The organism is Micromonospora sp. U21, assembly GCF_018070045.1.
In the GTDB taxonomy this organism is placed as follows: domain Bacteria; phylum Actinomycetota; class Actinomycetes; order Mycobacteriales; family Micromonosporaceae; genus Micromonospora.
Window position 1 is genome coordinate 14,146 of record NZ_JAGPYK010000024.1, and the last position, 26,045, is coordinate 40,190.

The 26,045-nt window shown below is 72.3% G+C and carries 22 protein-coding genes; 11 read left to right on the forward strand and 11 right to left on the reverse strand.

The window, feature by feature from the left end:
• The first annotated feature begins 135 nt into the window (after positions 1 to 135).
• Entirely contained in the window at positions 136 to 1,245 is a 1,110-nt protein-coding gene (locus KBX63_RS25650) for a winged helix DNA-binding domain-containing protein (RefSeq protein WP_210915532.1), read from the forward strand.
• Between the two features lie 19 nt (positions 1,246 to 1,264).
• Here KBX63_RS25650 and malQ read toward each other — a convergent pair whose 3' ends face one another.
• From malQ to KBX63_RS25675, 5 genes are all read right to left on the reverse strand, one after another.
• Complete coding sequence (malQ, locus tag KBX63_RS25655; protein WP_210915535.1) at positions 1,265 to 3,325, reverse strand: 4-alpha-glucanotransferase; 2,061 nt, start codon at positions 3,323 to 3,325, stop codon at positions 1,265 to 1,267.
• 114 nt (positions 3,326 to 3,439) lie between these two features.
• On the reverse strand, positions 3,440 to 4,648 hold the full coding sequence (locus tag KBX63_RS25660; RefSeq protein WP_210915537.1) for an ABC transporter ATP-binding protein: 1,209 nt from the start codon (positions 4,646 to 4,648) through the stop codon (positions 3,440 to 3,442).
• Between the two features lie 10 nt (positions 4,649 to 4,658).
• Positions 4,659 to 5,501: a carbohydrate ABC transporter permease gene (locus KBX63_RS25665; protein ID WP_210915540.1), complete on the reverse strand. Its 843-nt coding sequence runs from the start codon at positions 5,499 to 5,501 to the stop codon at positions 4,659 to 4,661.
• A 1-nt stretch (position 5,502) separates the two neighbouring features.
• A complete protein-coding gene (locus KBX63_RS25670) occupies positions 5,503 to 6,498 on the reverse strand; it encodes a sugar ABC transporter permease (protein WP_307871843.1) in 996 nt (331 codons plus the stop codon).
• Positions 6,495 to 7,781: an ABC transporter substrate-binding protein gene (locus tag KBX63_RS25675; protein WP_210915543.1), complete on the reverse strand. Its 1,287-nt coding sequence runs from the start codon at positions 7,779 to 7,781 to the stop codon at positions 6,495 to 6,497. The genes KBX63_RS25670 and KBX63_RS25675 overlap by 4 nt, the downstream gene beginning before the upstream one ends.
• A gap of 244 nt (positions 7,782 to 8,025) precedes the next feature.
• On the opposite strand from KBX63_RS25675, the gene KBX63_RS25680 reads away from it, so the two are divergent.
• From KBX63_RS25680 to KBX63_RS25690, 3 genes are all read left to right on the forward strand, one after another.
• Positions 8,026 to 8,727, forward strand: coding sequence for a VOC family protein (locus KBX63_RS25680; RefSeq protein WP_210915545.1), 702 nt, complete (start codon positions 8,026 to 8,028; stop codon positions 8,725 to 8,727).
• Positions 8,728 to 8,911: 184 nt separating this feature from the next.
• Positions 8,912 to 9,343, forward strand: coding sequence for a hypothetical protein (locus tag KBX63_RS25685; RefSeq protein ID WP_210915548.1), 432 nt, complete (start codon positions 8,912 to 8,914; stop codon positions 9,341 to 9,343).
• Between the two features lie 46 nt (positions 9,344 to 9,389).
• Positions 9,390 to 9,668 carry a hypothetical protein gene (locus tag KBX63_RS25690; RefSeq protein WP_121655610.1) on the forward strand — a complete coding sequence of 93 codons (279 nt, stop codon included), beginning with the start codon at positions 9,390 to 9,392 and terminating at the stop codon, positions 9,666 to 9,668.
• Positions 9,669 to 9,693: 25 nt separating this feature from the next.
• Here KBX63_RS25690 and KBX63_RS25695 read toward each other — a convergent pair whose 3' ends face one another.
• The 6 genes from KBX63_RS25695 to KBX63_RS25715 form a co-directional block, all read right to left on the reverse strand.
• Positions 9,694 to 10,479 carry a L,D-transpeptidase family protein gene (locus KBX63_RS25695; protein ID WP_210915550.1) on the reverse strand — a complete coding sequence of 262 codons (786 nt, stop codon included), beginning with the start codon at positions 10,477 to 10,479 and terminating at the stop codon, positions 9,694 to 9,696.
• A 411-nt stretch (positions 10,480 to 10,890) separates the two neighbouring features.
• Positions 10,891 to 11,601 carry an HAD family hydrolase gene (locus KBX63_RS25700; RefSeq protein WP_210915552.1) on the reverse strand — a complete coding sequence of 237 codons (711 nt, stop codon included), beginning with the start codon at positions 11,599 to 11,601 and terminating at the stop codon, positions 10,891 to 10,893.
• A 43-nt stretch (positions 11,602 to 11,644) separates the two neighbouring features.
• On the reverse strand, positions 11,645 to 12,268 hold the full coding sequence (locus KBX63_RS25705) for a WHG domain-containing protein (RefSeq protein WP_307871844.1): 624 nt from the start codon (positions 12,266 to 12,268) through the stop codon (positions 11,645 to 11,647).
• A gap of 73 nt (positions 12,269 to 12,341) precedes the next feature.
• The gene (locus KBX63_RS25710; protein WP_307871845.1) at positions 12,342 to 12,776 is read right to left on the reverse strand and encodes a BTAD domain-containing putative transcriptional regulator; all 435 of its coding nucleotides are present in this window, start codon (positions 12,774 to 12,776) and stop codon (positions 12,342 to 12,344) included.
• Positions 12,746 to 13,330, reverse strand: a complete 585-nt coding sequence (locus tag KBX63_RS35500; RefSeq protein WP_247663086.1) for a hypothetical protein — start codon at positions 13,328 to 13,330, stop codon at positions 12,746 to 12,748. The genes KBX63_RS25710 and KBX63_RS35500 overlap by 31 nt, the downstream gene beginning before the upstream one ends.
• A complete protein-coding gene (locus KBX63_RS25715) occupies positions 13,327 to 16,041 on the reverse strand; it encodes a glucosidase (protein ID WP_210915555.1) in 2,715 nt (904 codons plus the stop codon). Before KBX63_RS25715 ends, KBX63_RS35500 begins: the two co-directional genes overlap by 4 nt.
• A gap of 42 nt (positions 16,042 to 16,083) precedes the next feature.
• Here KBX63_RS25715 and KBX63_RS25720 point away from each other — a divergent pair, with 42 nt between their 5' ends.
• From KBX63_RS25720 to KBX63_RS25750, 7 genes are all read left to right on the forward strand, one after another.
• A complete protein-coding gene (locus tag KBX63_RS25720; protein ID WP_210915558.1) occupies positions 16,084 to 18,027 on the forward strand; it encodes an amylo-alpha-1,6-glucosidase in 1,944 nt (647 codons plus the stop codon).
• A gap of 138 nt (positions 18,028 to 18,165) precedes the next feature.
• Positions 18,166 to 19,500, forward strand: a complete 1,335-nt coding sequence (locus KBX63_RS25725) for a glycosyltransferase family 4 protein (RefSeq protein ID WP_210915559.1) — start codon at positions 18,166 to 18,168, stop codon at positions 19,498 to 19,500.
• 47 nt (positions 19,501 to 19,547) lie between these two features.
• Positions 19,548 to 21,062, forward strand: a complete 1,515-nt coding sequence (locus tag KBX63_RS25730) for a serine/threonine-protein kinase (protein WP_307871846.1) — start codon at positions 19,548 to 19,550, stop codon at positions 21,060 to 21,062.
• A 117-nt stretch (positions 21,063 to 21,179) separates the two neighbouring features.
• Positions 21,180 to 22,811 (forward strand): serine/threonine-protein kinase, encoded by a 1,632-nt coding sequence (locus tag KBX63_RS25735; RefSeq protein ID WP_307871847.1) that lies wholly within the window; start codon positions 21,180 to 21,182, stop codon positions 22,809 to 22,811.
• Between the two features lie 102 nt (positions 22,812 to 22,913).
• On the forward strand, positions 22,914 to 23,723 hold the full coding sequence (locus KBX63_RS25740) for a metal-dependent hydrolase (RefSeq protein WP_210915560.1): 810 nt from the start codon (positions 22,914 to 22,916) through the stop codon (positions 23,721 to 23,723).
• The gene (locus KBX63_RS25745; RefSeq protein WP_210915565.1) at positions 23,720 to 24,628 is read left to right on the forward strand and encodes an amidohydrolase family protein; all 909 of its coding nucleotides are present in this window, start codon (positions 23,720 to 23,722) and stop codon (positions 24,626 to 24,628) included. Before KBX63_RS25740 ends, KBX63_RS25745 begins: the two co-directional genes overlap by 4 nt.
• 357 nt (positions 24,629 to 24,985) lie before the next feature.
• The gene (locus KBX63_RS25750) at positions 24,986 to 26,035 is read left to right on the forward strand and encodes a LacI family DNA-binding transcriptional regulator (protein ID WP_247663100.1); all 1,050 of its coding nucleotides are present in this window, start codon (positions 24,986 to 24,988) and stop codon (positions 26,033 to 26,035) included.
• Positions 26,036 to 26,045: the final 10 nt, after the last annotated feature.

Here is a 26,045-nt window from a genome sequence, read left to right on the forward strand (position 1 = left end):
GCCGCTTCCCCACTGCGCCGGCCGTTATGCGCCCGGCCGCGACCCGGCGGGCCGAGGTACGCGGGGTGTCGTGTCGACCCCGGCGTCGGTGGGTGGCTCTAGGCTGGCGGCCCGGCGACCGGAAGGAGTGCGTCCATGCCCGTCGACCTCACCAGGGCCGACGCGTTGGCGCTGCGGATGACCAGCCTGCTGCTGCGCCCGCACCCGAGCGTCCAACCCGGCAGCGTCGCCGAGGTGGTCGAGTGGTTCGGCGCGATGCAGGCCCAGGACCTGGCCAGCGGGTTGTGGTCGTTGGGCGTCCGGTTGCCCGGTTGGACTGTGGCCGACGTGCAGGCGGCGCTGGAGCGGCGCGAGGCGCTGCGCACCTGGCCGATGCGCGGCACGGTGCACCTCGTTCCGCCCGCCGACGCACGCTGGATGCTGGAGGTGACCGGCGTCCGGTCGCTGGCCGGCGCGGCGACCCGCCGGGCGCAGCTCGGGCTCACCGACGCCGACGCGGACCGGGCGGTGGAGGTGCTCGGTACGGCGCTGGCCGGCGGCGGCCGGCTCACCCGGGCGCAGTGCCTGGCCACCCTCCGCGCGGCCGGCCTGGTCACCGACAGCCAGCGCGGCTACCACCTGCTCTGGTACGCCAGTGTGCGCGGGGTGACCTGCCTGGCGCCGAACGTCGGCACCGACCAGACCTTCGCGCTGCTCGACGAGTGGGCGCCCGAGCCACGCCGGCTGGACCGGGAGGAGGCCCTCGCCCTGCTCGCCCACCGCTACGTGCGCGGGCACGGGCCGGTCACCGCCCGCGAGTTCGCCGGGTGGACAGGCCTCACCCTGACCGACGCGCGGCGCGGGCTGGCCGCCGCCGGCGAAGCGCTGACCGCGGTACGGGTCGACGGCGAGGAGATGTACGTCGGCGCGGCGGTGGCCGACGCGCCGCGTACGCCGGTCGACGACGTGCTGGTGCTGCCCGGCTTCGACGAGTACCTGCTCGGCTACCGGGATCGCGCGCTGATGCTCGATCCCGCCCACCAGGCGGCCGTGGTGCCGGGTAACAACGGCATCTTCCAGGCCACCGTGGTGCGGGCCGGCCGGGTGGTGGGCCTGTGGAAGCGGCGCATCGCCCGGGCCGTGGTCACTGTGACGATCCAGCCGCTGACGCCGCTGGATGCCGGTGAACGTGCCCGGGTGGAGCAGGCCCTGGGTCGGTACGCCGACTTCCTCGGCCTGCCACCCCGGTTCGACTGGCCGGCCTGACCGGGGCTCACCCCCAGCGTCAGTCCTCGGCTGGGCGGGTCGATCGCGGCCGGGCCGCGGTGAGCAGCTCGACGATCCGGGCCACCCGGGGATCCGCGCGGATCTCCGCCACGGTGGCAGGCAGCGGCAGCCGCCAGTTCGGATACTCGTCCACCGTGCCCGGCATGTTCGGCTGGCGCACCTCGCCCAGCACGTCGTAGAGGGAGACGCCGAGCAGCCGGGTCGGGCTGGCCGCGAGCGCCGCGTGCATCGCCACCACCACCTCACCGTCATCCGGTCGGGCCGGCTCCCCCGCGCCGTCGTTGACCGGGGCGGGCCCCCGCGCCGCCGGGTCGTGCCCACCGGCACCGGCCTGCGGCACCGCGCCCGCCGGAGCACCCGCGTCGGCCAGCAGCGCCTCGGCGCGCAGCATCGCCAACAGCCGCTCCCGCTCCGCGACGGCGCGGGCCCGCTCCGCCGCCACGTCGGTGCTGAGCAGCTTCAGCTCGTCGCGTACCCGGACGTGCTCACCGGTCAGGAACCCGGGCGCGGTCGGCAGGTCGTGGGTGGAGATCGTGGCCAGCGCGTTGCGTGGCCAGCGCGCCGGCGGGATGAAGCCGCCGTCGTCGTCCCGGGCGAACCACAGCACGGTCGAACCGAGCATGTTGCGCCGGCGCAGCCCCCGGGTGACCGCCGGCTGGACCGTGCCGAGGTCCTCGCCGACCACCACCGCTTCGGCCCGGTGCGCCTCCAGCGCGAGGATGCCGAGCATCGCCTCGGCGTCGTAGCGGACGTAGGTGCCCTCGGCGGCGCCGGCGCCCGGCGGCACCCACCACAGTCGCCACAGCCCCGCGACGTGGTCGACGCGCAGCCCACCGGCGTGCCGCAGGGTCCGCCGCAGCATGTCCCGGTAGGCCGCGTACCCGGTGTCGGCGAGCCGGTCCGGCCGCCACGCGGCGAGGCCCCAGTCCTGGCCGAGCTGGTTGAAGTCGTCCGGCGGGGCACCGACCCGCACGCCCTGGGCCAGCACGTCGGCGAGCTGCCAGCCGTCCGCACCGCCCGGGTCGATGCCGACGGCCAGGTCGTGCACCACCCCGACCGGCATCCCGGCCGCCCGGGCCGCCACCGTTACCGCGTCGAGCTGCTCGTCGCAGAGGTGTTGCAGCCAGGCGTGGAACGCCACCCGGTCGGCGAGCTGGCGGCGCTGCTCGGCGACCGCCGGGGCGTCCGGCTGGTGCAGCTCCGCGGGCCAGGCCCGCCAGTCGTTGCCGTGCCGCTCGGCCAGCGCGCACCAGGTCGCGAACGTGGTCAGCGCCGGGTCCGCGGCAAGGTCCACCCGGTGGGCGTACGGGTGCAGCAACTCCAGCGCGTGCCGCTTGGCGGCCCACACCTCGTCGTAGTCGATCAGGTCGCCGCGGTCGGGGCGCAGCGCGTCGACCACCGCCCGGGTCGCCGGATCCGCCGCCCGGTACGCGGCCGTGTCGCCGACCCGCAGGTAGAGCGGGTTGACGAAGCGCCGGCTGGCCGGCGAGTACGGCGATGCGGCCACCGGGTGCGCCGGCCCGACCGCGTGCAGCGGGTTGAGGAGCACCAGCCCCGCGCCGGTGGCACCGGACCAGCCGGTGAACTCGGCGAGGTCGCCGAGATCGCCCATGCCCCAGGAGCGTTCCGAGGTGAGCGCGTAGAGCTGGAGCATCCACCCCCAGGTGCGCGGCGGCACGGGCAGCCGGCGGGGCACCACCACCAGCGTCGCCTCCCGGTCGGCACAGGCCAGCCGGTGCCAGCCCAGCGGCAGGTCCGCCGGAAGCTCGCCGTCGACCGCGCGGCGACCACCGTCCTCCAGGGTCACCACGCCCGGGCCGGGCAGCGCCCGACCGGCGCCGTGGGTGAGAACCACCGTTGCCGGCAGGGCGGAACGGTCGACCGCGCGGGCGGCGGTGAGCGCGTCAGCGACGGCCGCCGGATCGGTGGCGTCGACGCCGAGCAGCCCGAGCACACCGACGACGGTCTCCGGCGCAACCTCGACGCGGCGGTGCCGCCAGTCCTCGTACCAGGTGGACACGCCGTGCGCGTTGGCCAGCGCGGCCAGTCGTCGGTTCATCCGTACCCCGCTTCACGACGCGACCTGCGACCACCCTGCCACGGCCGCGCACGCGGCGCAGGACATGACGGGGCCGGCGGGCGGACCCGCCGGCCCCACCATGATGGACGCCGTTCAGTCGGCGAGCGCGCCGGCCGCCCGGCCTTCGTGCAGCGTGAGGTTGCGCCCGTTGGTCGGGTCGAACAGGTGGATCTTCTCCAGGTTGAACCAGACCCGACGCGACTGCCCCTCGGCCACCGGTGACTCGGCCGACAGTCGGGTGACCAGGTTGCTGCCCGCGCCGCTGAAGTCGGACGCGCCGGCGTCGGCGGCCAGCTCCTCCAGCTCGGCGGCGCTGGCCCGCTCGCCCTCCACCGTGAAGTAGACGTACTTGTCCGAGCCCATCGACTCGACGATCTCCACCGGTGCCTCGAACTCCAGGCCCCGGCGGCGGGTGTCGTCGTCGACGAGCTCGGCGTCCTCGAAGTGCTCGGGGCGGATGCCGAGGATCAGCTCGCGTGGCGCGTCGGCCGCCTCCAGCTCGCGACGGACCCGGTCGCCGAGCGGCACGTCGCCCAGCCCGGTACGCAGCCCGCCGTCCTGCACGGCGGCGTGCAGGAAGTTCATCGACGGCGAGCCGATGAAGCCGGCCACGAAGAGGTTGCGCGGGTGGTCGTACAGCTCCTGTGGCGGGCCGACCTGCTGGACCGCGCCGCCGCGCATGATGACCACCCGGTCGCCGAGGGTCATCGCCTCGGTCTGGTCGTGCGTGACGTAGACGGTGGTGGTGCCGAGCTGCTTCTGCAACCGGGACACCACGGTGCGCATCTGCACCCGCAGCTTGGCGTCCAGGTTGGACAGCGGCTCGTCCATGAGGAACGCCTTCGGCTGCCGGACGATCGCCCGGCCCATCGCCACCCGCTGACGCTGCCCGCCGGAGAGGTTCGCCGGCCTGCGGTCCAGCAGCGAGGTCAGCTCCAGCACCTTCGCCGCCTCGTCGACCTTCTGGTTGATGGTCTCCTTGTCCAGCTTCGCCAGCCGCAACGGGAACGCCATGTTCTCCCGCACGGTCATGTTCGGGTACAGCGCGTACGACTGGAACACCATGGCGATGTCCCGGTCCCGGGGGGCCTTGTCGTTGACCCGCTGGCCGCCGATGCGCAACTCGCCGGAGCTGATGTCCTCCAGCCCCGCGATCATGTTGAGGGTGGTGGACTTGCCGCAGCCCGAGGGTCCGACCAGGATGACGAACTCGCCGTCGGCGATCTCCAGGTCGACGTCCTGCACGGCGACGGTCCCGTCCGGGAACTTCTTGCTCACCTTGTCGAGCACGATGTCAGCCACGACTACTCACCTATCCCTTGACGGCGCCGGAGGTCAGGCCGGACACGATGCGGCGCTGGAAGAAGAGAACGAACAGGATGATCGGAACGGTGATCACGACGGCGGCGGCGCAGATCGCCCCGGTGGGGTCCTCGAACTGCGACTCGCCGGTGAAGAACGACAGGGCGACCGGCACCGTACGAGCCCGCTCGGTGGAGGTCAGCGTGATGGCGAACAGGAAGTCGTTCCAGCAGAAGATGAAGACCAGGATCGCCGTGGTGAACAGCCCGGGCGCGGCCAGTGGGGCGATCACCCGCCGGAACGCCTGCCCCTGGGTGGCGCCGTCCATCTTCGCCGCCTTCTCCAGGTCCCACGGGATCTGCTTGAAGAACGCCGACAGCGTGTAGATCGCCAGCGGCAGCGCGAAGGTGATGTACGGCAGGATCAACCCGGGCCAGGTGTCGAAGAGGCCGAGCTGACGCTCGATCTCGAACAGCGGCGACACCAGCGACACCTGCGGGAACATCGCGATCAGCAGGGAGACGCCGACCAGCAGCCCCTTGCCGGGGAAGTCCAGTCGGCTGATCGCGTACGCGGCCATCGCGCCGAGCACCACCGCGACGAGTGTGGCGATCAACGCGATGCCGATCGAGTTGATCAGTGCCCGGACGAACTGGTCGGTGTCGAAGATGGTCCGGTAGTTGTCCAGCGTCCACTCCCGGGGGATGAAGTTCCCGTCGGTGAGGGTGCCCGGCGTCTTGAACGACAGCGACGCGATCCACAGCACCGGGACCAGCGCGAAGACGACCACGAGAAGGTCCAGGAGACCCCAGCGCACCCGGGCCCGGGTGGTGGTTTCGGTACCGGTGGCCATGTCAGCGCCTCTCCCCGTCGTCGCTGCCCGGGGCAGCGGTGCCGAACAGCTTCACGAAGACGAAGGCGATGATCGCCACGGTGACGAAGATCAGCACCGACATCGTCGACCCGATGCCGAGGTTCAGGCCCCGGATCAGGTTGTTGTAGGCGAGCATCGAGACCGAGGAGGTCTCGTTGCCACCGGCGGTCAGCACGAAGATGTTGTCGAAGACCCGGAACGCGTCCAGGGTGCGGAACAGCAGCGCCACCAGGATCGCCGGCTTCATCACCGGCAGCATGACCTTGGTGAACCGCTGCCACGCGGTGGCGCCGTCGGTGGAGGCGGCCTTGAGCAGGTCCTCCGGGACCAGCGCCAGCCCGGCCATCAGCAGCAGCGCCATGAACGGGGTGGTCTTCCAGATCTCGGCGAGCATGATGATCGCCAGCGAGCTGGCGCGCTCGGTGAGCGGGGCGCCTTCGCTGAACAGGTTGGCCAGGTAGCCGGTGCCGGGCGTCCAGGCGTACCGCCAGGAGAACGCGGCGACGACGGTGACGATGCCGTACGGGATCAGCGCCGCGGTCCGCACGATGCCCCGCCCGACCAGCGTGCGGTGCATGATCACCGCCAGCCCCATGCCGAGCACCAGCTCGACGGCCACGGTGACCACCGTGATCAGCATGGTCACCCCGAACGCGGTCCACCAGAACTCGTTGCTGAGCACGGTGACGTAGTTCTCCAGCCCGATGAACTCGCGCTCGTCGGGAAAGCGCAGGTCGAAGCGCTGGAGCGACAACCAGACCGAATAGATGATCGGGTACGCGGTCACCGCGACCATGACGAGCGCGGCGGGCGCGCAGAGTAACCAGCCGAGCTTGCGTTCGGCCTTCCTGTTCTCGCTCAGCGGCGGCTTGCGACGGCCGGCGCGCTGGGTGGGGACGGTGGCGTGCCGGCCGGTGGAGCGGGTGGTCTCCTCGGCGGTCACGTCCGCACCGGTCGGTGTGGCGTTGATGCTCACGGGAGAACCCCCTTGGACTGGAGGGCGTCGGCGATGGCGGAGCGCAGCTCGTCCGCGGTCTCCTGCGGACGGATCGCCGACGGCGGCGACAGGATCGCCGACATCACGGTGGAGATGCTCTGGTAGGCCGGGGTCAGCGGGCGGGTCGCCGGCTCCTTCAGCTCCTCCAGGATGGTGTCCTTCATCGGATACGCCTCGGTCATCTCCGGCTCGTCGTAGACGGCCTCGATGGTGGGCGGGACGCCGTCGTTGATGGCGGAGAACTTCTGGTGCTCTGCGTCGCGGACGCAACGGGCCGCCTCAAAGGCCAGGTCGGGATGCCTGGAGTAGGAGCTGACCGCCAGGTTCACCCCGCCGATGGTGACCTTGCTGGGGGTGTTCTCGTCGACGCCCGGGATCCGGGCCCAGCCGACCTGCTTGGCCAGCTCCGGGTTCGCCTCCTGGAGGGCGGGATAGACGAACGGCCAGTTCACCTGGAACGCGCCCGCACCGGACTGGAACTCCAGCCGCACCGGGTCCTCGGTGGCGTTGGTGAACGACGGCGACGTCACGCCCGACGTGGCGAAGCGCCGCAACTGATCCAGCGCCCGGACCGTGCCGTCGTCCATCACGGCCTGCGTGCCGTCGTCGTTGAGGATCTTTCCGCCGGCGCTCTCGGCCAGGGTGTTGTAGAGGACGACGAGGCCCTCGTACTGGGCGCCCATGGTCAGCACCTGGTACGGCTTGCCCTGGTCCTTGAGCTGCTGGGCGGCGGTGATCATCTGGTCCCAGGTCTTGGGCGGCTGCGGCACCAGGTCCTTGCGGTACCAGAGCAGCTGGACGTTGGTGTTCTTCGGCGCGGCGTAGAGCTTGCCCTCGTAACGGGCGGTGTCCAGCGGCCCCGTCAGGGTGCCCTGTTCAACCTCGGCCTTGTCCTGGCCGGTCCACTCACGGATCCAGTCGGCGCTGGCGAACTCCTGGGTCCAGGTGACGTCCAGGCCGAGCAGGTCCATCCCGGTGTCCTCGGCGGCCAGCCGGCGCACCATCTGCACCCGCTGGTCGTCGGCCTGTCGGGGCAGGACCCGGTAGGCGATCTCGTACCGCCCCTGGGCCTGCGCGTTGCAGTCGTCGACGACCTTTTGCAGGTTCTGCTCCGGCGGGTAGTACAGGTTGATTGTCGGTGGGCCACCAGCGTCACCGGAACCGCAGGCGGCCATGGGCGCCACCAGCGTCAGCGCGGCGGCTACCGCCACCGCGCGTACCCGTGGTCGCCGTCGACGTCGGGCCTCGTCAGGGTCGCTCATCACCCCTCCCCTCTTGTCGGCCAGCAGCCGGGGAAAGGCACCGCGCCCCGGCGCACGGCGAGACGATCGGGGCGCAGGACCAGCGGCGCGCAACCCCGGACGTTTCGTGGCCTTCACACTGCCCGAGCTGGGAAGTCGCGAAACCTGACGCCAGTGGGGACATGGCCAACCAGTCCGGTGTGCGCGAGGTCACTCCGGGCCTGTCGGCCGGAGCCAGACGCTCGACGGCCGGCATGCTGTGCCCGTGATCGCACGCTTCAAGGACCTCTGCCTGGACGCGTCCAACCCGCGCATGCTGGGTGCCTTCTGGGCCCGGATCCTCGACGCGGACGTGGCCGACGCCGGCGGCGACGACACCCGCGTCGACCCTCGTGCCGCCAGCTCCGATGCCGAGTCGATCTGGGTGAACCAGGTGCCCGAGCCGCGTACCGGCAAGACCCGCGTACACCTGGATCTGCGGCTGGCCGGCGCGGAGCCGTCGGCGCTGATCGCGGCCGGCGCCCGGCTGGTCCGCGGACCGTCCGGGGACGTGAGCTGGTGGGTGCTCGCCGACCCGGAGGGCAACCCGTTCTGCGCGTTTCCGGCCCACGAGGGCACCCGGCCGGGCCCGTTCGAGCTGGTCGTGGACTCTGTCGACCCGGCGGCCCAGGCGGCCTGGTGGGCCGGCGTGGTCGGTGGCACCGCCGAGTACGGCTCCGGTACCGCGTCGGTGGCCGGCGCCGCCGGTTTCCCGTGGGACCACTGGGTGTTCGACGCGGTACCCGAGCCCAGGACGGTCAAGAACCGGATGCACTGGGACGTCGACCTGGTCGACCCGGAGCCCACGGCGCTGATCGCGGCGGGCGCGACACTGCTGCGCGAGCCGGAGGACGAGAGCCGTTGGTGGGTCCTGGCCGACCCGGAGGGCAACGAGTTCTGCGCCTTCGCACCGCGTCCCATCGGGTGAGCGACCGACTACCCAGCGCGGGCATCGTCGACTAGCGTCTTCCTAGCGCCACAGCCAGCGCGTTCGCCGCCGACGTCGATACGCCTCCGGCCGACCCCAGCCTGTCCGTTCGGTTGGTAATCGCGGGAAGTAGCACCGCCATTCCCCCGGTTCGGCAGGATCGTCCCAACGAGGAGGTGCCGTCGTGCAGGACACCCGCGCTCTCGCCCTGACGTTCGAGGTGAGCGGCCTGCCACCGGTCAAGACCGAAGCGTTGTCCATCTTCGCCGCCGGTCACCGGCAGGCGACGAGGGTCCGCACCCTGCTCCAGGCCGCCCTGGCGGCGGCCCAGCGCACCGGCTGGACGCCGTTGCGCGGGCCGGTCGAGGTCGACCTGGTGCTGCGCTGCCCGCCCGGGCACCGTACGGCCGACGCCAGCACCCTGCTCGGCGGCGTCTGCGCGGTGCTGCAGGACAAGAAGCGGGTGACCAGCATCGGCCTGGCCCACCTCGGCGTCCTGGTGGACGTCGCTCTCTTCGACGACGACCGGCAGATCCGCCGGTTGTCGTACCACGAGGAGCCGGCGGAGGACTTCTCGTACCAGGTGCGGGTCGCCGCCGTACCGGCTGAGGTTTGACCGACGGACGCGGTGGGGTACCGCCGACGCCGACGAAGGGAGCACCATGTCGGAGCCACACGTCACGCTCGACCCGCGCGGGCTGGACCCGGTGCAGCAGAAGCTGCGCGGCCCGCTGGAGGATCAGCTGACCTCGGCGCTCCAGGCCGCCACCGACCGGGTCCGCGCCGGTTACGCCGGCGAGCCGGTCGAGCAGGTCTGCCAGCGCCTGTTGGACGAGACACGCTCCGGGCTGCATCCCGACATCGCTGCTGGCTTCAACCCCGACATGGACGAGTTTTGCCGGGTGGCGGTAGCGATCGTCCGCGGCGGCGAGGTCTCCTGATCCACCGGCCCGCCCCGGGCCCAGCTCAGTAGCGGCGCATCTGGGCGTACGGGCTGAGCACGATGCGCGGCGACAGCGCCGGGTCCAGCCAGGCCAGCACGTCGACCAGGTCATCGTGTGCGAGGGAGACACAGCCGGCGGTGGCGTTGCCGGCGCTGGTGCTGAACTGGTGCAGGAAGATTCCGCTGCCCGCGTTCGGCACCGGCTTCGACACGTTCGGCGGCATGTTGTAGGTGATCACCGCGAAGTGTGTGTACGCGGGCACCTCCTGCCACAGCGCCTCGCTGGCCCCGCCGGGGTTGGTCGAGCTGTGCTGGAAGGTGTTGTACAGCGACGACGACGGGTTCTCGTTCCACCAGTCGCCGTTGACCAGCCGGTGGTACGGGTATCGCACGCCCGGGTTCGCGTCGATGCCGTACATGGTGGGGCCGATCGAGTAGACGCCGGTGGGCGTGGTCGGCACACCCTCCACGTGGTTGTCGCTGAACCCCTTGGAGCCGATCCGGGCGGGCACCAACGCCGAGGCGGGCGTCCAGCCACCCCTGCCCCGCTCGTACGCCTCCAGGGTCGCGTAGGTGGTCGTGGCGCTGGTGGTGCCGACGATGAGCACCTGGTTCGTCTGCGGCGGCAGGGTCGTCAACCGCGCCGCCAGGTTGCGGCGCGGCCAGACCGAGCCGGTGGATGCGAAGACGGTCGCGACACCCCGGGCCGGCGCGGGCCGGGGCGCGCCGAGCGCGGGCGCCGCTGGGCTGAGCAGCGTCGGCGCGGCCAGGCCCGCCGCGGCGCCGAGCAGGAGAGATCTGCGTTTCATTCCACCATCCTGGCAGTCGAGCGGGCGCGCGGTCTGCCCCGCTCGCCCGGGTCGTCGTTTCATGGGCCGGGTCAGGACCGGGTCCGCAACTACCCGGCCCTGACCCCCGGTCGTCCGGCATGGGAGCGGGCAGCTTCGGCCCCCCGCCGCGCGCGGGCGTGGCTCGACGCTCACGCGGCTCGACAGGAAGGCGGGCCGCCCTGCACTCAGCTCCACGGTGCCCACCCGCCGGACGCCGGTGCGCCCCCGGCACACCCCGAAAGGCCGTGGGCGCCGGCCCAGGCTAGGCAGGTCACGACAGGCCGGACAAGCCGGGCAGGACCGTCGGTGGCAGGACTGATCTCAAGGGGAAAAACCGGCATCTCGGCGTAACGCGACCATGATCGCCGACGCTGTTCGGGCTCAGAGCGGTCAGAAGTGCGCCAGCAGGTCGCGGAACGCCGCCAGCCGCAGCACGCGGACGTCGGTCGGGTCCAGCTCGTCGTCCTCCAGCACCCAGGTGTTCTCATTCGGAATGAACACCGCGTTCAGCCCGGCGGCCCGGGCCGGCAGGATGTCCGACCTCGGAGAGTTGCCGATCATCCAGGCGCCGGCCGGGTCGAACCCGTGCTCCCGGACCAGCCACCGGTAGGTGTCGACGTCCTTCTCCGCGACGATGTGTGCGGCCCGGAAGTGGTGCAGCAGCCCGCAGGCGTCCAACTTGCGTTGCTGCTCCACCTGGTCCCCCTTGGTCAGCAGCAGCAACTCGTGCCGGCCGGCCAGTTCGTCGAGCGCGTCGGCCACCCCGGGCATCAGCTCCACCCGGTGCTCGGCCAGGGCCACCGCCAGCCGGTCGATCTCCTGGCGCTCGGCGTCGGTGGCCGGTCGCTCGCGCAGCCGCTCCAGGCACTCCGCCAGGCTGCGCAGGAAGACCTTGCTGCCGTAGCCGTGTGCCACCGTGTTGGCCCGCTCGATGTCGTCGAGGACGGCCCGCAGCGCCACCCGGTCCAGGGTGGGATGGTCGAGCCAGGCCAGGAAGTCGTCGATCACCCGCTCGAACACGACGTTGTTCTCCCACAACGTGTCGTCCGCGTCGAAGATCAGCACCTGCGCCTGCCGCCGAGCCGTCGCGTCCACCGTCATCCCGCCGCCTCCTCGTGATCAACTCCTCCGACGATCGGGGACTTTAGGGCATATCGTCCGGCGCACCCAGCGACTTTCCGCCCACCGGTCGGGGCCAGCGCAGCAGCCGTTCCGCGATCATCGTCTCCCGCTCCTCCTGCGCCTCGGGGCGCAGCCGGCCACCCCGGGTGAGCATCACCATGCCGTGCAGCAGGCTCCAGCCCACCTCGGCCAGGGTGTCCGGGTCACGTCCCTCGGCCAGCGGGGTCAGGGCCGCCCGCAGCTCGGCGAACACGCCGCGCGGAGCGGCCGGCACGCCGTCGACGCCGAGGGCCAGGTCGGGGGTCAGCGCCAGCATCGCGTCGTAGACCTCCGGATTCGCGTACGCGAAGTCGAGGTAAGCGCTCGCCACGGCCGGCCAGGCGCGTTCCGCACCGCCGATTGTCTCCGCGTGAGCCTCGGCCAGGTCGGCGGCCAGGTCGGCGAAGGCGCACACCGCCACGGCGGCGAGCAGCGCCTCCTGATCGGCGAAGTGCCGGTAGAGGTCCCCGACGTCGACCTCCGCCCGCTCGGCCAGCCGCCGAGGGCTCACCCCCGTCCAGCCCTCGACCTCGGCCAACTCCCGGGCGACCGTGACGATGAGGTCACGTCGGTCCTCTTCGGTGGCTCCCTCGGCAGATGCGGACACGACCACGAGCGTAAGTCGAAGACACCGTCCGCAGTCGCGCCGTGACAAATTGGTGACTGTCCGTGCCGGACGGTCAGTGCTGGGTGGTCTCCAGGGGTGACCGCCACCCGTTGATCAGCTGTCGGGGCACGGACGGCAGCGCGGCCAGTTCGGCGGCGTACTCGCGGACCAACGCCGGGAGCCGGCCAGCAGGTCGGGCTTGCTCACCGACGGTCAACCGGACCTCGGCCAGTTCCTCGAAGATCTGCAGCCGCCGCTCGTCCAGCGTCGCCCACCGGTTGTCCAAAGAGGTGCTACGCGGCACACCCTCACCGGCTGGCCCGCGCCACTGGGCGAGGGCATCGGTGAGCTGGCCGATCACGGCAACCGGGTCAACGTTGTCCCGTCCCGCCCGGGCGTCCCCCGCCTGCCTGTTTACCGACCGTTGTCGCAGCCGGTCGTGATGCATGGGTAAGACTTCGGCCAGTTGGTTCAGCTCTACCGGTTCGGGCTGGTAAGGGCATCCCATTCCTCGGCGCTGGAGATCGTCTGCCCGGCTGGCAGAAAGAACGCCCGGCCCGGCGGATCGGCTACCGTGAACGGCTTGAACTCCGGATCCGCAAGCAGCCGATAGACGAACTCCGTGGTGGATACGTCGAACCGGTGCCATGACTCCAGGGGGTCCTTTCGGGCGATCACCGGCCACCGATCGACGTCCGCCGAACGGTCAGCCAGCCAGAAGTACTCGCCCTCGGTCTGGTCCGAAGCCCAGCGGATCAGACCCGGCCCCCGGTCCGGCTCATACAACCCGTACGGGGCGAGGAACTGCTCGATCATGTCGCCCTGGCGGTTGTCCTGCCGATACCGCTGCCAGGTCCCGAGCAGTGACGTCGAACCTTGCTCTGCCGTCGGCGGCAGAACGTAGAGGTAGGCCGAGAACGATCCCGGTCCGAAGCGTCGACACAACTCCTGGTAATCAGTCGGCAATGTCGCCCCGAGTTCGGACTCGACGTCGCCCCCGTCGCCGTCGATCGGCTCCTGACGCCATCCGGTCGCGTCAACGATCCGGTCAGTCCAGTTCATTGTCGTTCCTTCGCCAACGTGAGGATCAGGTCGGCGACCAGGGCCGTCCAGCCGGTCTGGTGCCAGGCGCCGAGCCCGGCCCCGTTGTCGCCGTGGAAGTACTCCGGGAAGGCGATCAGGTCCCGCCAGTCCGGGTGGGTCTGGAAGATGCGGCACGCGCCGTAGATCGGCCGCCGGCCCCAGTCGTCCTGCGTGAAGAGCGAGATCAGCCGGGCGGAGAGGTCGTCGGCGATCTCGTCCAGGGTCCTCTTCACTCCGGAGCGGGTCGGGTACTCCACCTGGAGGTCGTCGCCGAAGAAGGCCGCGTAGTCGCGCAGCGCGCTGATCAGCAGGAAGTTCGTCGGCATCCAGATCGGCCCACGCCAGTTCGAGTTGCCGCCGAACAGCCCGCTGGTCGACTCCGCCGGCTCGTATCCGACGGAGAACTCCTGCCCGCCGAGGGTGACCGAGAACGGCTTGTCCAGGTGCGCGCGGGACAGCGTCCGCAGGCCGAAGTCGGACAGGAACTCGTCGGGGTCGAGCATCCGGGCGAGCAGCCGCACCACCTGCTCCGGGCCGACCATGGACAGCAGCCGCTGCTGGCGGCCGTCCGGGCCCAGCCGGCGGGTGCCGATCACCTCGGCGTACTCCGGGCGGTTGGCGAGGAACCAGCGCAGCCGGGCGCCCAGCTCCGGCAGGTGGTGCAGGGTCCGGGCGGTGAGCCGGGTGGTGGCGGCCAACGGCAGCAGCCCGACCACCGACCGGACCTTCAGTGGCACCTTCGTGCCGTCGGCGAGCCGCAGCACGTCGTAGAAGAAGGCGTCCTCGTCGTCCCACAACCCCTGTTCGTACGCGGCGGCGGCGATGTACGCGAAGTGCTCGAAGAACTTCGTGGCGGTGTCCACCCAGGTGCGGTCGTGCTCCGCCAGCACGATCGCCATGTCCAGCATGTTCAGCGCGTACATGGCCATCCAGCCGGTGCCGTCGGACTGCTCCAGCACACCGGCCACCGGCAGCGCCGCCGACCGGTCGAACGGCCCGACGTTGTCCAGCCCGAGGAAGCCACCCTCGAAGACGTTGTTCCCGCCGGTGTCCTTCCGGTTGACCCACCAGGTGAAGTTGAGCAGCAGCTTGTGCATCACCCGGGCCAGGAACTCGTGGTCCCGGCCGCCGTCGATCTCGAACACCTTGAGCGCCGCCCACGCGTGCACCGGCGGGTTCACGTCACCGAACGCCCACTCGTACGCCGGAATCTGCCCGTTGGGGTGCAGGTACCACTCGCGCAGCAGGAGCAGCAGCTGCGCCTTGGCGAAGCCCGGGTCGACCCGGGCGATGCTCACGCAGTGGAAGGCCAGGTCCCAGGCCGCGTACCAGGGGTACTCCCATGGGTCGGGCATGGAGATGACGTCGAAGCTCGTCATGTGCCACCAGGCGCTGTTGCGCCCGTGGCGGCGCCCAGCCGGCGGCGTCGAGCCCGGGTCGCCATCGAGCCACCGCTTGACGTCGAAGTGGTAGAACTGCTTGCCCCACATCAGCCCGGCGATGGCCTGCCGGGCCACCAGCGCCTCGTCGGGCGTGGCGGCCTCCGGGATCACGCCGGCGAAGAAGCGGTTCGCCTCGGCACGCCGCGCCCACACCACCGCCTCGAAGCCGTCGCCGAGATCCGCCCGGGGCGGCGGAGCGGCGGCCGGTGGCGACGCGGTGCGGGTCAGCCGCAGCCGGATCTGCCGCTGCCCGCCGGCCGGCACGTCGAGCACGTAGTGCAGTGCGCCCTTGGTGCCCTCCCCCGCCGGGTTGACCGTGGCGGCGCCGTTGACCACGTGGTCGTTGATGCCGTCCTTCGGATAGCGGGACCGGCCGGGCAGGCCCCAGAGCCGCTCGGCGTTGGTGTCGTTGTCGCAGAGCAGCGGCACCGGGTCGCCGTCGCCCTCCAGCAGCAGCTGGCCGAGCACCCGGTGCTCGCCGACCAGCCGCGAGCCCTCACCCGACAGCCGGGGAATCCGGTCACCGCCGGGCAGACCCCAGGCCCAGGTGTTGCGGAACCACAGGCTGGGCAGCACGTGCAGGGTGGCCGCCCGGTCGCCCCGATTGGCGACGGTCACCACCATGCACAGGTCGGTCGGGGACGCCTTGGCGTAGTCGACGGTCACCGCCCAGTACCGGTCGTCGTCGAAGATGCCGGTGTCCACCAGCTCGTACTCGGTGTCGTCCCGGCCGCGCAGCGCGTTCACCGCGACCAGCTCGTCGTACGGGAAGGCCGCCTGCGGGTAGTGGTAGCGCCAGCGCATCCAGGAGTGCGTCGGCGTGGAGTCCTCGTACCACCAGTACTCCTTGACGTCCTCGCCGTGGTTGCCGCCGTCACCACCGAGGCCGAACATCCGCTCCTTGAGAATCGGATCCTTGCCGTTCCACAGCGCGAGAGCGAACGCAAAGGTCTGCCGGTCGTCGCAGACGCCGGCCATCCCGTCTTCATTCCAGCGGTAGGCTCTGGACCGCGCGTGGTCGTGCGGGAAGTAGTCCCAGGCCGTACCGTGCTCGCTGTAGTCCTCCCGCACCGTCCCCCACGCCCGTTCGGACAGATAGGGACCCCATGCGCGCCAGTCCTGCTCCCCCGAGTCGGCCTGAGCGAGCCGAAGCCGCTCGGCGTCGGGTGGCGAGGCGTCGGAGGACGAACGGTCAGTGATCACGTGCACATCTTTGACGTCGCCGCGGTACTTGACCACAGCGGCCATTCTCGTCGTGGCGTGTTACACCCCGCCGCCGGTGGAGGAAAGTTGATCGACATTCACTTCGGGCCGCAGGTCTGCGGCGAGCTGACCAGCGCGGCCAGCCGGGAGTGGCTGGTGCCCGACGGCGTCGGCGGGTACGCGATGGGCACCGTCGCCGGGCTGCGGACCCGGCGCTACCACGGTCTGCTGGTGGTGCCCGGCGAGACGCCGGCGTCCCGCCGGGTGGGACTGGTCAGCCTCGACCCGGCCGTCACCCTGCCGTCCGGCGCGCGGGTCCGGCTCGGCGCGCACCAGTGGTCCTCCGGCGACGTGGACCCGCGCGGCTTCGAGCTGCTGGAGCGCTTCGACCTGGTCGACGGGCTGCCCCGGTGGCGGTGGCGGATCGGCGCGGTGGTGATCGAGCGGGAGCTGGCGATGCTGCCCGGCCGCTCCTGCGTGGCGGTGGTGCACCGGCTGGTGGCCGGCGGGCCGGTCCGGCTGGAGCTCTCCGCCGCCTGCACCTGGCGTGACGCGCACGGCGAGCGGCGGGCCGACGGGCCGACGCCGCAGGTCGAGGCGGTGGCCGACGGCGCGGTGGTCGAGGGGGCGTACCGGCTGGCCGGGCCGGGCTGGACGCCGGAGGGGCAGTGGTGGCTGGGCGTGCACCACCGCGAGGAGGCGAACCGGGGCCTGCACCCGGACGAGGACCTCTGGTACGCGGGCCGCTTCGCCGGCGAGCTGGAGCGCCCCGGTGACACCGTGTCGGTGCGGGCCTGGGCCGGTCGGCTCAACCACGAACCGCCACCCGCCGCGGAGATCGTGGCGACGGCCCGGCGTCGCAACCGCCAGGTGGTGGCGACGGCGAAGCCGGCGGACCCGGTGGAGGCGACGCTCGCGCTCGCCGCGGACGCGTTCGTGGTGCGTACCGGTGGCACGGCGGTCGACGTGGTCGCCGGGTACCCGTGGTTCGGCGCCTGGTCGCGGGACACGATGATCTCGTACGAGGGGCTGTTCCTCTGCACCGGCCGCGCGGACGAGGGCCGGGAGCTGCTGCGGGCGTACGCGGCGACGCTGTCCGAGGGGATGCTGGCCAACACGGCCGACACCGGGCGGGTGGAGTACAACACCGTCGATGGCACGCTGTGGTTCCTGCACGCGGTGAGCCGGCACGTGACCGTCACCGGTGACACCGACCTCGGCGAGGAGCTGCTGCCCGCGTTGCGCACGGTCATCGACGCGCACCTGGCCGGCACCCGCTACGGCATCGCCGTCGACCCGGCCGACGGGCTGCTCACCCAGGGCGCCCCGGGCACCGCGCTGACCTGGATGGACGCCCGGGTGTACGGGGTGCCGGTCACCCCGCGTACCGGCAAGCCGGTCGAGGTCAACGCGCTGTGGATCAACGGGTTGGCCGGGCTCGCCGAGCTGACCGAGCTGGCTGGTCAGGACGCGGCCGAGCTGTGGCGACGGCACGGGCAGTCCACCGCCTCGTTCCGGGCCCGCTTCCCGGCGCCGAGTGGCTGGCTGCACGACGTGCTGGACGCGCCCGCACCGGCGTACCCGCTGGGCGGGGCGGCCCTGCATGACGACGACTCGCTGCGACCCAACCAGCTGCTGGCCTGGTCACTGCCGTTCGCGCCGCTGGAGCCGGACGAGGCGACGCTGCGCCGGGTCGGGGCCGGGCTGCTCACCCCGCTCGGACCGCGCAGCCTCGCCCCTGATTCGCCGGAGTTCGTGGGCCGGCACCGGGGTGGCCCGGCCGAGCGGGACGGCGGCTACCACCAGGGCACCGTCTGGCCGTGGCTGCTCGGCCCGTACGTGGACGCCTGCCGCCGAGGCAAGATGTCAGTCGATGACGTGTTCGTCGGTATTGAGTCTCATCTGACCGAGTTTGGGCTAGGCTCAGTGAGCGAGACGGCCGATGGCCTCGCGCCGCACGCCGCGACCGGCTGCCCGTTCCAGGCATGGTCGGTGGCCGAGCTGCTGCGGGTGCGCCGAAAAGGCCAGTAGCGCTTTACACGACCGCAACGGCGGTGTCTCCGCTGGTTATCTCGACCCCGGCAGGATGGGTCCGAGATCCAGACGCGACGGCGGGCACCGCTCCGGTGCGGTCGGTGCGCGCCCGGGGACGAACTCAAAGGGGGCCGCATGTCACCCGACGCCCACGTGATCGACATCCACCCCGCCCGGCAGCTGCGGGTGCTGATGCTCTCCTGGGAGTATCCGCCGGTGCTCGTCGGCGGCCTCGGCCGACACGTCCACGCCCTCTCCGTCGCCCTCGCCGCCGCCGGCCACGACGTCACCGTCGTCACCCGCCACGCCGACGGCGCACCCCTGGAGGAATACGCCGACGGCGTCCGCATCCTGCGCGCCCCCGAAGACCCCGTCACCTTCCCCCTGGCCACGAACACCCTCCTGGCCTGGACGATGGCCTTCAACCACACCCTGACGCGCACCGCCCTGCGCGCCACCGAGGCCGGCACCTACGACGTCATCCACGCCCACGACTGGCTCGTCGCCCACACCGCGATGACCCTGCGCGACCACCTCGACATCCCACTGATCAGCACCATCCACGCCACCGAAGCCGGCCGCCACCAAGGCTGGCTACCCGAAGAGATGAACCGCACCATCCACGGCGTCGAACACTGGCTCAGCAACGAATCCACCCGGGTGATCACCTGCTCCGCGTACATGCGCGAACAGGTGACCGCGCTGTTCGACCTTCCGACCAGTCAGGTCGACGTGGTGCCCAACGGGGTCGACGACCGGGCCTGGCGGGCCCGGCCGCGCGCGGTCGCCTCGGCCCGGGCGCGGTTCGCCGCGGGCGGCCCGCTGGTCGGGTACGCCGGCCGGCTGGTCTACGAAAAGGGCGTACAGCACCTGGTGCACGCGGTGCCCCGGCTGCGCGAGCGGCACCCGGGGCTGCGCGTGGTGATCGCCGGCGACGGCCCGTACCGCGCCGAACTGGAGGAGCAGGCCCGCCGGCTGGCCCTCTGCTCGACCGTCCGCTTCACCGGTTTCCTCGACACCACCCAGCTGCCGGCGGTGCTCGGCGCCACCGACGCCACCGTGGTGCCCAGCCTCTACGAGCCGTTCGGCATGGTGGCGCTGGAGGCGGCCGCCGCCGGCGCGCCGCTCGCGGTGGCCCGCACCGGCGGGCTCGCCGAGATCGTCGAGACCGGCGTGACCGGCGTGACGTTCCCGCACAGCGACCCGGACGCGCTCGCCGGCGCGGTGGGCCAACTCCTCGGCGACGAGGTCTTCGCCCGGCGGGTGGCCCGCCGGGCCCGCACCATGGTCGGCGAGCGGTACGGCTGGGCCACCATCGCGGACCGCACCGCCGCCAGCTACACCACCGCCCGACGCGAGTACGGCCCGCTCCAGGCCCGCCGGGCCGCCGCCCAACTGGCGGGCGGACGTACCCGGATCGCCATCCCGGAGGGCAATCTGCTCGCCGCGGCCGACCACGCCGCCTGCTGAGCCGAGGCGGACGACCGATAGGTGACTTCCGATCCGCTGGTTAGGGTGTGTCCCGGACAGCGGCTGAGGAGGAGCGTGCGCAGGTGCTGATCGCCGGTCGGTACCGGCTGCTCGACCTGGTGGGCTGCGGGGGCATGGGCCGGGTGTGGCGGGCCCGCGACGAGATGTTGCACCGGGATGTCGCGGTCAAGGAGGTCGTGCCGCCGAGCTGGCTGGCCGACCACGAGCGGGCCGAGCTGCGCTCGCGCACCCTGCGGGAGGCGCGCGCCGCCGCCCGGCTCAACCATCCGGCCGTGGTCCGGCTCTACGACGTCGTCCCGGTCGAGGGCAGCCCGTGGATCGTGATGGAGTACGTCCCCTCCCGCACCCTCCAGGACGTGCTGGACACCGAGGGGCCCCTCGCGCCGGCCGAGGCGGCCCGGATCGGCCTGGCCCTGCTCGGCGCGCTGCGGGCCGCGCACACGGCCGGAGTGCTGCACCGCGACGTCAAACCGCAGAACGTGCTCGTGGCACACGACGGGCGGGTGATGCTCACCGACTTCGGCCTGGCCACGTTCGATGGCGGCGACGGTGCGATGACCCACCCCGGCATGGTGCTCGGCTCACCGCAGTACGTCGCCCCGGAGCGGGCCGCCGAGGGGGTGTCCACCGTGGCCGCCGACCTGTGGTCGCTCGGGGCCACCCTGCACACCGCCGTGGAGGGCCGCTCCCCGTACGCCCGTAGCACCGCGATGGCGACGCTGAGCGCGCTGGCGGCCGGCCCGCCGGACCCGGCCCCGCACGCCGGGCCGCTCGCGCCGGTGCTTGCCGGGCTACTGCGCCGCGACCCGCGCTACCGCCTCGACCACGAGGCGGCTCACCGGCTGCTCACCGCCGCCGGGGTCGGCACCACGCTGGCAGTCACCGACGACGAGCCGACGGGCACCGCCGGGCGGTCGACCACCGCGCCGCCGCGCGACCGTCCGCCCGACGATGGCGGCCGGGGCGGGCCGTTCGGGCACCGCCCCGACCGGCCGGGCCCACCACCGGGCGGTGGCGCCTTCCCCCCGCCACCGTTTCCGTGTGTCCGCCCGAACGCCGTCGGTGCGCTGGTGCCGGCCACGTCGCCGGCTCCCGGCGAACAGTTCCGGCCGCCGGCCGGCTGGGTCTGGCACGCCGACTCCGCCGGCTTCCGGGTCTCCGTGCCCGCGACCTGGCATTACTCCCGCGACGGCGCGGTGGCCTGCTTCCAGGATCCGGCGACCGGAAGGGCGTTCAGCGTCGCCGAGGGTGGTGCCACCGATCCGCTGGTTCGGCTGACGGCGATCCGCGACGCGGCGGCCGGGTCCGGTGCGCTGCCGGGGTACGACGAGGTCCGGCTTGCCGCGGGCGGCGGAGGGGCGGAGTGGGAGTCCCGGTGGACGGCGCCCTACGGCGCCCGGCTGCACGCCCGACAACACGTCGCCGGCACACCCGCCGGGAGCGACCGCTGGACGCTGGGCTGGATCACCGACGACCGGGACTGGACGGCCGCCGCCGCGGACTGGACGGCAGTACGAACGAGTTTCCGACCACCCCGCTGACCTGCACCGTGTGGTCCCTTCGGCCCGCCGTCCGGCGTGGATCTAGGCCGCTCAGTGGATGAGAAAAGCCGCCCCGGTGGCTATCGTGTAACACGGGGTGACCGAGGGGGAGCGACTGTGCAGCAGTTGCTGATCGCGGGTCGGTACCGGCTGCTCGACCTGGTCGGCACCGGCGGCATGGGCCGGGTGTGGCTGGCCCGCGACGAGATGCTTCACCGCGACGTCGCGGTGAAGGAGGTCGTGCCACCGTCCTGGCTGGCCGAGACTGAGCGGGCCGAGCTGCGACTGCGGACGCTGCGCGAGGCGCGTACGGCGGCCCGGCTCAACCACCCCAACGTGGTCCGCATCTACGACGTGGTGCACGACCGGGAGAGCCCCTGGATCGTGATGGAGTACGTGCCGTCCCGGTCGGTGCAGCAGATCATCAGCGCGGAGGGGCCGCTGAGCCCGCAGCGCACCGCCCGGATCGGACTGGCCGTGCTCGCCGCACTGCGGGCCGCGCACACCGCCGGTGTGCTGCACCGCGATGTGAAGCCGCACAACGTGCTGGTCGCCGACGACGGGCGGGCGGTGCTCACCGATTTCGGGCTGGCCACGTTCGACGGTGGCGACGGGGCGATGACCGGGCCGGGCACGGTGCTCGGCTCGCCGCAGTTCGTCGCCCCGGAGCGCGCCCGCGAAGGGGTGTCGAACCCGCGTACCGACCTGTGGTCGCTGGGCGCGACGCTCTACGCGATGGTCGAGGGGCGCTCGCCGTACGCCCGCTCCAGCGCGATGGCGACGCTCAGCGCGCTGGCCATCGAGCCGCCGGACCCGATGCGCCGGGCCGGGTCGCTGCGCCCCGTGCTGACCGGCCTGTTGCAGCGGGACCCCTGGCGGCGGTTGACCGCCGCCGAGGCGGAGCCGCTGCTGCGGAGCGCGGCCGCGGACGGCGACCAGCGCACCGAGCCGGCCCGCTCCGCGGCGGTGGCGGCGGTACTCAACGCGAGCCGGGCGGCCGTGCCCGCCGTTCCGACCAATTGGCCGTCCCCGCCCGACGACCCGGCGGCGCCCACCGACCGGCCGGCGACCCGACCCGGCGGCCGGCGTCGGCGGCTGCTCGCCCTGAGCGGCGCGGCCACCGCGCTGCTCGCCGCCACCGGCATCGCGTTGGCGCTGGTCAACCACACCGACGGGCGGACGCCCCCATCCGGCGCCGGGGGCGGCGGGACCACCCCCCGGCCGGCCGCGTTCGCCTGCGCGACGCCCCCGCCACCGACGGCCACCCCGGTGCCGTCGGTGCCGCCGCCGGCCGACGCGCGGTACCGGCTGGTGAAGGGCTGGACGTGGCACGACGACCCGGCCGGGTTCCGGATCGCCGCGCCGGTGGGCTGGCTGCGCTGGACCGAGGGGGCGGCGACCTGCTTCCGGGAGTCCGACGGGCCTCGGGTGCTCAGCGTCGAGGCGGGTCCGGCCCGGCCCGACCCGGTGGCGTACTGGAAGGCCGAGGAAGCCCGCCTCACCGGTGGCGACGCGCTACCGGGCTACCGCAAGGTGGACATCTCGGCGCTGGACTTCTTCGAGGGCGGCGCGATCTGGGAGTGCGGCTGGGAGAACGCCGCCGGCGAGCGGGTGCACAGTTTCCGGCTGCTGGCCAACACCTCGGCCGGGCGCGCCTTCACCGTCTCGTGGTTGACAAAAGAGTTCGACTGGCAGGTCAACGCGACATACTTGCCGATGATCCGGCAGAGCTTCACCCCCGCACTCTGACACCGTCCGCTGTGGACCGTCCGGGTGATGCCCCTGCGGCGCCGACGCTGACTACAGTGGCGTAGTTTTGGCGCTCAAGATCCCTGGGGAGGGTGAGCCGAGATGATGGGACCGTCGCACGCGCTGTCCGGCGCGGCGGTATGGCTGGCCGGGTCCTGGGCGCTGGACCAGTTCGCCGACTACCAGCAGTCGCCACTCGCGTTGGCGGTGGGCACCGCGGTGTGCGCCGGTGGCGCGCTCTTTCCCGACCTCGACCTGTCGGGCAAGGTGACCCGCAACCAGGGCGGCGCCACGGTGGCCCGCACCTTCGGGGTCTTCTCGCTCTTCGTCGCCGAGGTGATGGAGAAGATCTCACTCGGGGTCTACTACGCGACGAAGCTCAGCAAGGATCCCCGCCGCAACAACGGGCACCGCACGCTGACCCACACCATCCCGTTCACGCTGCTCGTCGGCTGGGGCACGACCGCGCTCTGCACCGCGTACGGCAAATGGGCGGTGATCACCATCCTCTTCTTCATGTTCGGCCTGGCCCTGCGCGGGCTGTTCGACGAGTGGGCGGAGCGGGCCGGCTGGGTGATCGTGACCCTCGCGTCGGCCGGAGCGGCGTGGTTCACCTTCGTCAACCTCCCGGGCGGGCGCGGGTATCCCCTGATCGGCGTGGCCATGGGGGTGGGCTGCTTCGTGCACATCCTCGGGGACATGATCACCAAAGCCGGGGTGCCGATCCTCTGGCCGATCCCGATCCGCCGACGCATGTGGACGATGATCGGCCTGCCGAACAGCATCGCCCTGCGCACCGGCAGCAAGACCGAGGTGGTCGTGCTGCGCGCCGTTCTGACCGTGGTGTCGGTGCTGGCCACCGCCGGCCTGATCGCCCCGTCGGTGTTGCAACGGTTCAACATCGACGTATGACCGACCCGGCGCCACAGTCACCGCCGGCGGCCGACGAGCGGGTGCCGGAGTTCTGGCGCGCGCTCGGGCTGCCCGGGTTGGCCGACGTGCACGTGCACTTCCTGCCGCCGCGACTGCTGCGCCGGGTGTGGGCGTACTTCGACGCGGCCGGGCCGCTGGTCGGCACGCAGTGGCCGATCCGCTACCGGTGGAGCGACGCGGACCGGGTGGCGCACCTGCGCCGGCTCGGCGTGCGGGCGTTCAGCGCGCTGGCGTACCCACACCGGCCGGGCATGGCGGCGGAGCTGAACCGCTGGACGCTGGAGTTCGCCCACGCCACCCCGGGCTGCCTGCCCTCGGCGACCTTCTTCCCCGAGCCGGACGCCCCCGGGTACGTCGAGGAGGCGCTGACCGCCGGGGCCCGGCTGTTCAAGGTGCACGTGCAGGTCGGCGGGTTCGCGCCGACCGACCCGGCGTTGGAGCGGGTGTGGGGGATGCTTTCCGACGCGGGTGTGCCGGTGGTGGTGCACGCCGGGCACGCCCCGGTGGGAACCACGCACACCGGGCCGGACCCGTTCGCCGCCCTGCTCGCCCGCCACCCCCGACTGACCGCCGTGGTGGCGCATCTCGGCGCCCCCGACTACCGGGCCTTCCTCGACCTCGCCGAGAGGTACGAGCGGGTCCGGCTGGACACCACGATGGCGTTCACCCCGTTCTTCGACCGGTTCGTGCCCTTCCCGGCCGACGATCTGCCCCGGTTGCGCGAGCTGGGGCTGGCCGGCAAGGTGCTGCTGGGCAGCGACTTCCCGAACATCCCCTACCCGTACGCCGACCAGTTGACCGGGCTGGCCCGGCTGGACCTCGGCGACGACTGGCTGCGCGCGGTGTGCTGGGACAGCGCCGCCACCCTGTTCGACCTGCGCTGAGACGCCGCCCGGCGCCCGGCTCCCGCCTCCCGGCTCATGCTCGATCCCTCGGGATGTTGCGCGATCCTGCTGGCCGGCCAAGGTCCTTCCGCCGCCTTTGCTCTGCTTCAACGACCGCAACACCCACTGTCCGGATACCGGACGGCGGGTGTTGCGTGGGGTGAAGCAGAGCAAAGGCGGCCACAGACCACCGGTTGGCCGGGCCGGAGCCGGGAGCCGGAAGCCGGAACGACATCGGCTATTGACGTCGCCGTAACAGGTGGCCTAGCGTCTGTCGAAACGCTTCGTCGAAACGCTTCGACAATCACTCGGGAGCGATCCCACGGCGGGCCGGAGGAGGTGCGCGCGGTGGCCACCATGCACGACGTCGCCCGCCTCGCCCGGGTCTCGGTCAGCACCGTGTCGTACGTGCTCACCGGCACCCGGCCGATCTCTCAGGCCACCCGGGACAAGGTGCTCGCCGCGATGGCCGAGCTCGACTACCAGCCCAACGCGATGGCCCGTGGCCTGGCCAGCCGGCGCAGCCGGATCCTCGGCCTGCTGATGCCGATGGACGAGCGCGGCCTGGGCGCCACCGAGACCGCCTTCGTGACCGGCGCCGCCGCCGCTGCCAGCGCCGCCGGCTACCACCTGGTGCTCTCCCCCGTCGGTGGCGGCGACCTCGACGACCTGCGGCGGCTGGCCAGCCAGCGGATGCTGGACGGGGTCGTGCTGATGGAGGTGCAGCTCGCCGACGAGCGGGTCACCGTCCTCCGCGAGGCCGGCGTCCCGCTGGTGTTGATCGGCCGCACCGGCGACACCAGCGGGCTCTCCTATGTCGACATCGACTTCGAGCAGACCGTGCGGGAAGCCGTCGCCCACCTGGTCGGCCTGGGCCACCGCAGCATCGTCTACGTCAACCACTCGGCAGCCACCCTGGCCAGCGGCTACGGCCCCGCGCTGCGCACCCGGGACGCCTTCGTCGCGGCGATGACCGGACACGGCCTGGAGCCGGTGATGATCCCCGCCGAGGACAGCGCCGCCGGTGGGCGGGCCGCCCTGGCCGCCGCGTTCGCGCAGGCTCCGGAGCTGACCGCCGTGCTGGCCATGAACGAGACCGCGATCTTCGGCATCCTCGGCGAACTGACCGGCCGGGGGCTCTCGGTGCCCGACGACGTCTCGGTCGTCTCGATGGTCACCTCGCCGCAGGTCGCCGAGCTGGCCACTCCGGCGCTGACCGCGATGACCTCGCCCGGTTCGGCGATGGGGCGGATCGCGATCGAGGCGCTGCTGCGTCATCTGGACGGCCCCGGCGACGAGCGCCACCAGCAACTGCTGCCGTGTGCGCTGGAGACCCGGGGATCGACCGCCGTGCCACGACGGCCAGCACCCGACACACCCGGGCGGTCGCCGAGCAACGGGGGCTGACCAGCGAGAA

What these genes read in the sequence shown, in the direction of transcription:
- KBX63_RS25650 (WP_210915532.1), top strand. Translation starts at nt 136, where the DNA reads ATGCCCGTCGACCTCACCAGGGCCGACGCGTTGGCGCTGCGGATGACC.
- malQ (WP_210915535.1), bottom strand. Translation starts at nt 3,325, where the DNA reads ATGAACCGACGACTGGCCGCGCTGGCCAACGCGCACGGCGTGTCCACC.
- KBX63_RS25665 (WP_210915540.1), bottom strand. Translation starts at nt 5,501, where the DNA reads ATGGCCACCGGTACCGAAACCACCACCCGGGCCCGGGTGCGCTGGGGT.
- KBX63_RS25675 (WP_210915543.1), bottom strand. Translation starts at nt 7,781, where the DNA reads ATGAGCGACCCTGACGAGGCCCGACGTCGACGGCGACCACGGGTACGC.
- KBX63_RS25690 (WP_121655610.1), top strand. Translation starts at nt 9,390, where the DNA reads ATGTCGGAGCCACACGTCACGCTCGACCCGCGCGGGCTGGACCCGGTG.
- KBX63_RS25695 (WP_210915550.1), bottom strand. Translation starts at nt 10,479, where the DNA reads ATGAAACGCAGATCTCTCCTGCTCGGCGCCGCGGCGGGCCTGGCCGCG.
- KBX63_RS25700 (WP_210915552.1), bottom strand. Translation starts at nt 11,601, where the DNA reads ATGACGGTGGACGCGACGGCTCGGCGGCAGGCGCAGGTGCTGATCTTC.
- KBX63_RS25710 (WP_307871845.1), bottom strand. Translation starts at nt 12,776, where the DNA reads ATGGGATGCCCTTACCAGCCCGAACCGGTAGAGCTGAACCAACTGGCC.
- KBX63_RS35500 (WP_247663086.1), bottom strand. Translation starts at nt 13,330, where the DNA reads ATGAACTGGACTGACCGGATCGTTGACGCGACCGGATGGCGTCAGGAG.
- KBX63_RS25715 (WP_210915555.1), bottom strand. Translation starts at nt 16,041, where the DNA reads ATGGCCGCTGTGGTCAAGTACCGCGGCGACGTCAAAGATGTGCACGTG.
- KBX63_RS25725 (WP_210915559.1), top strand. Translation starts at nt 18,166, where the DNA reads ATGTCACCCGACGCCCACGTGATCGACATCCACCCCGCCCGGCAGCTG.
- KBX63_RS25740 (WP_210915560.1), top strand. Translation starts at nt 22,914, where the DNA reads ATGATGGGACCGTCGCACGCGCTGTCCGGCGCGGCGGTATGGCTGGCC.
- KBX63_RS25745 (WP_210915565.1), top strand. Translation starts at nt 23,720, where the DNA reads ATGACCGACCCGGCGCCACAGTCACCGCCGGCGGCCGACGAGCGGGTG.
- KBX63_RS25750 (WP_247663100.1), top strand. Translation starts at nt 24,986, where the DNA reads ATGCACGACGTCGCCCGCCTCGCCCGGGTCTCGGTCAGCACCGTGTCG.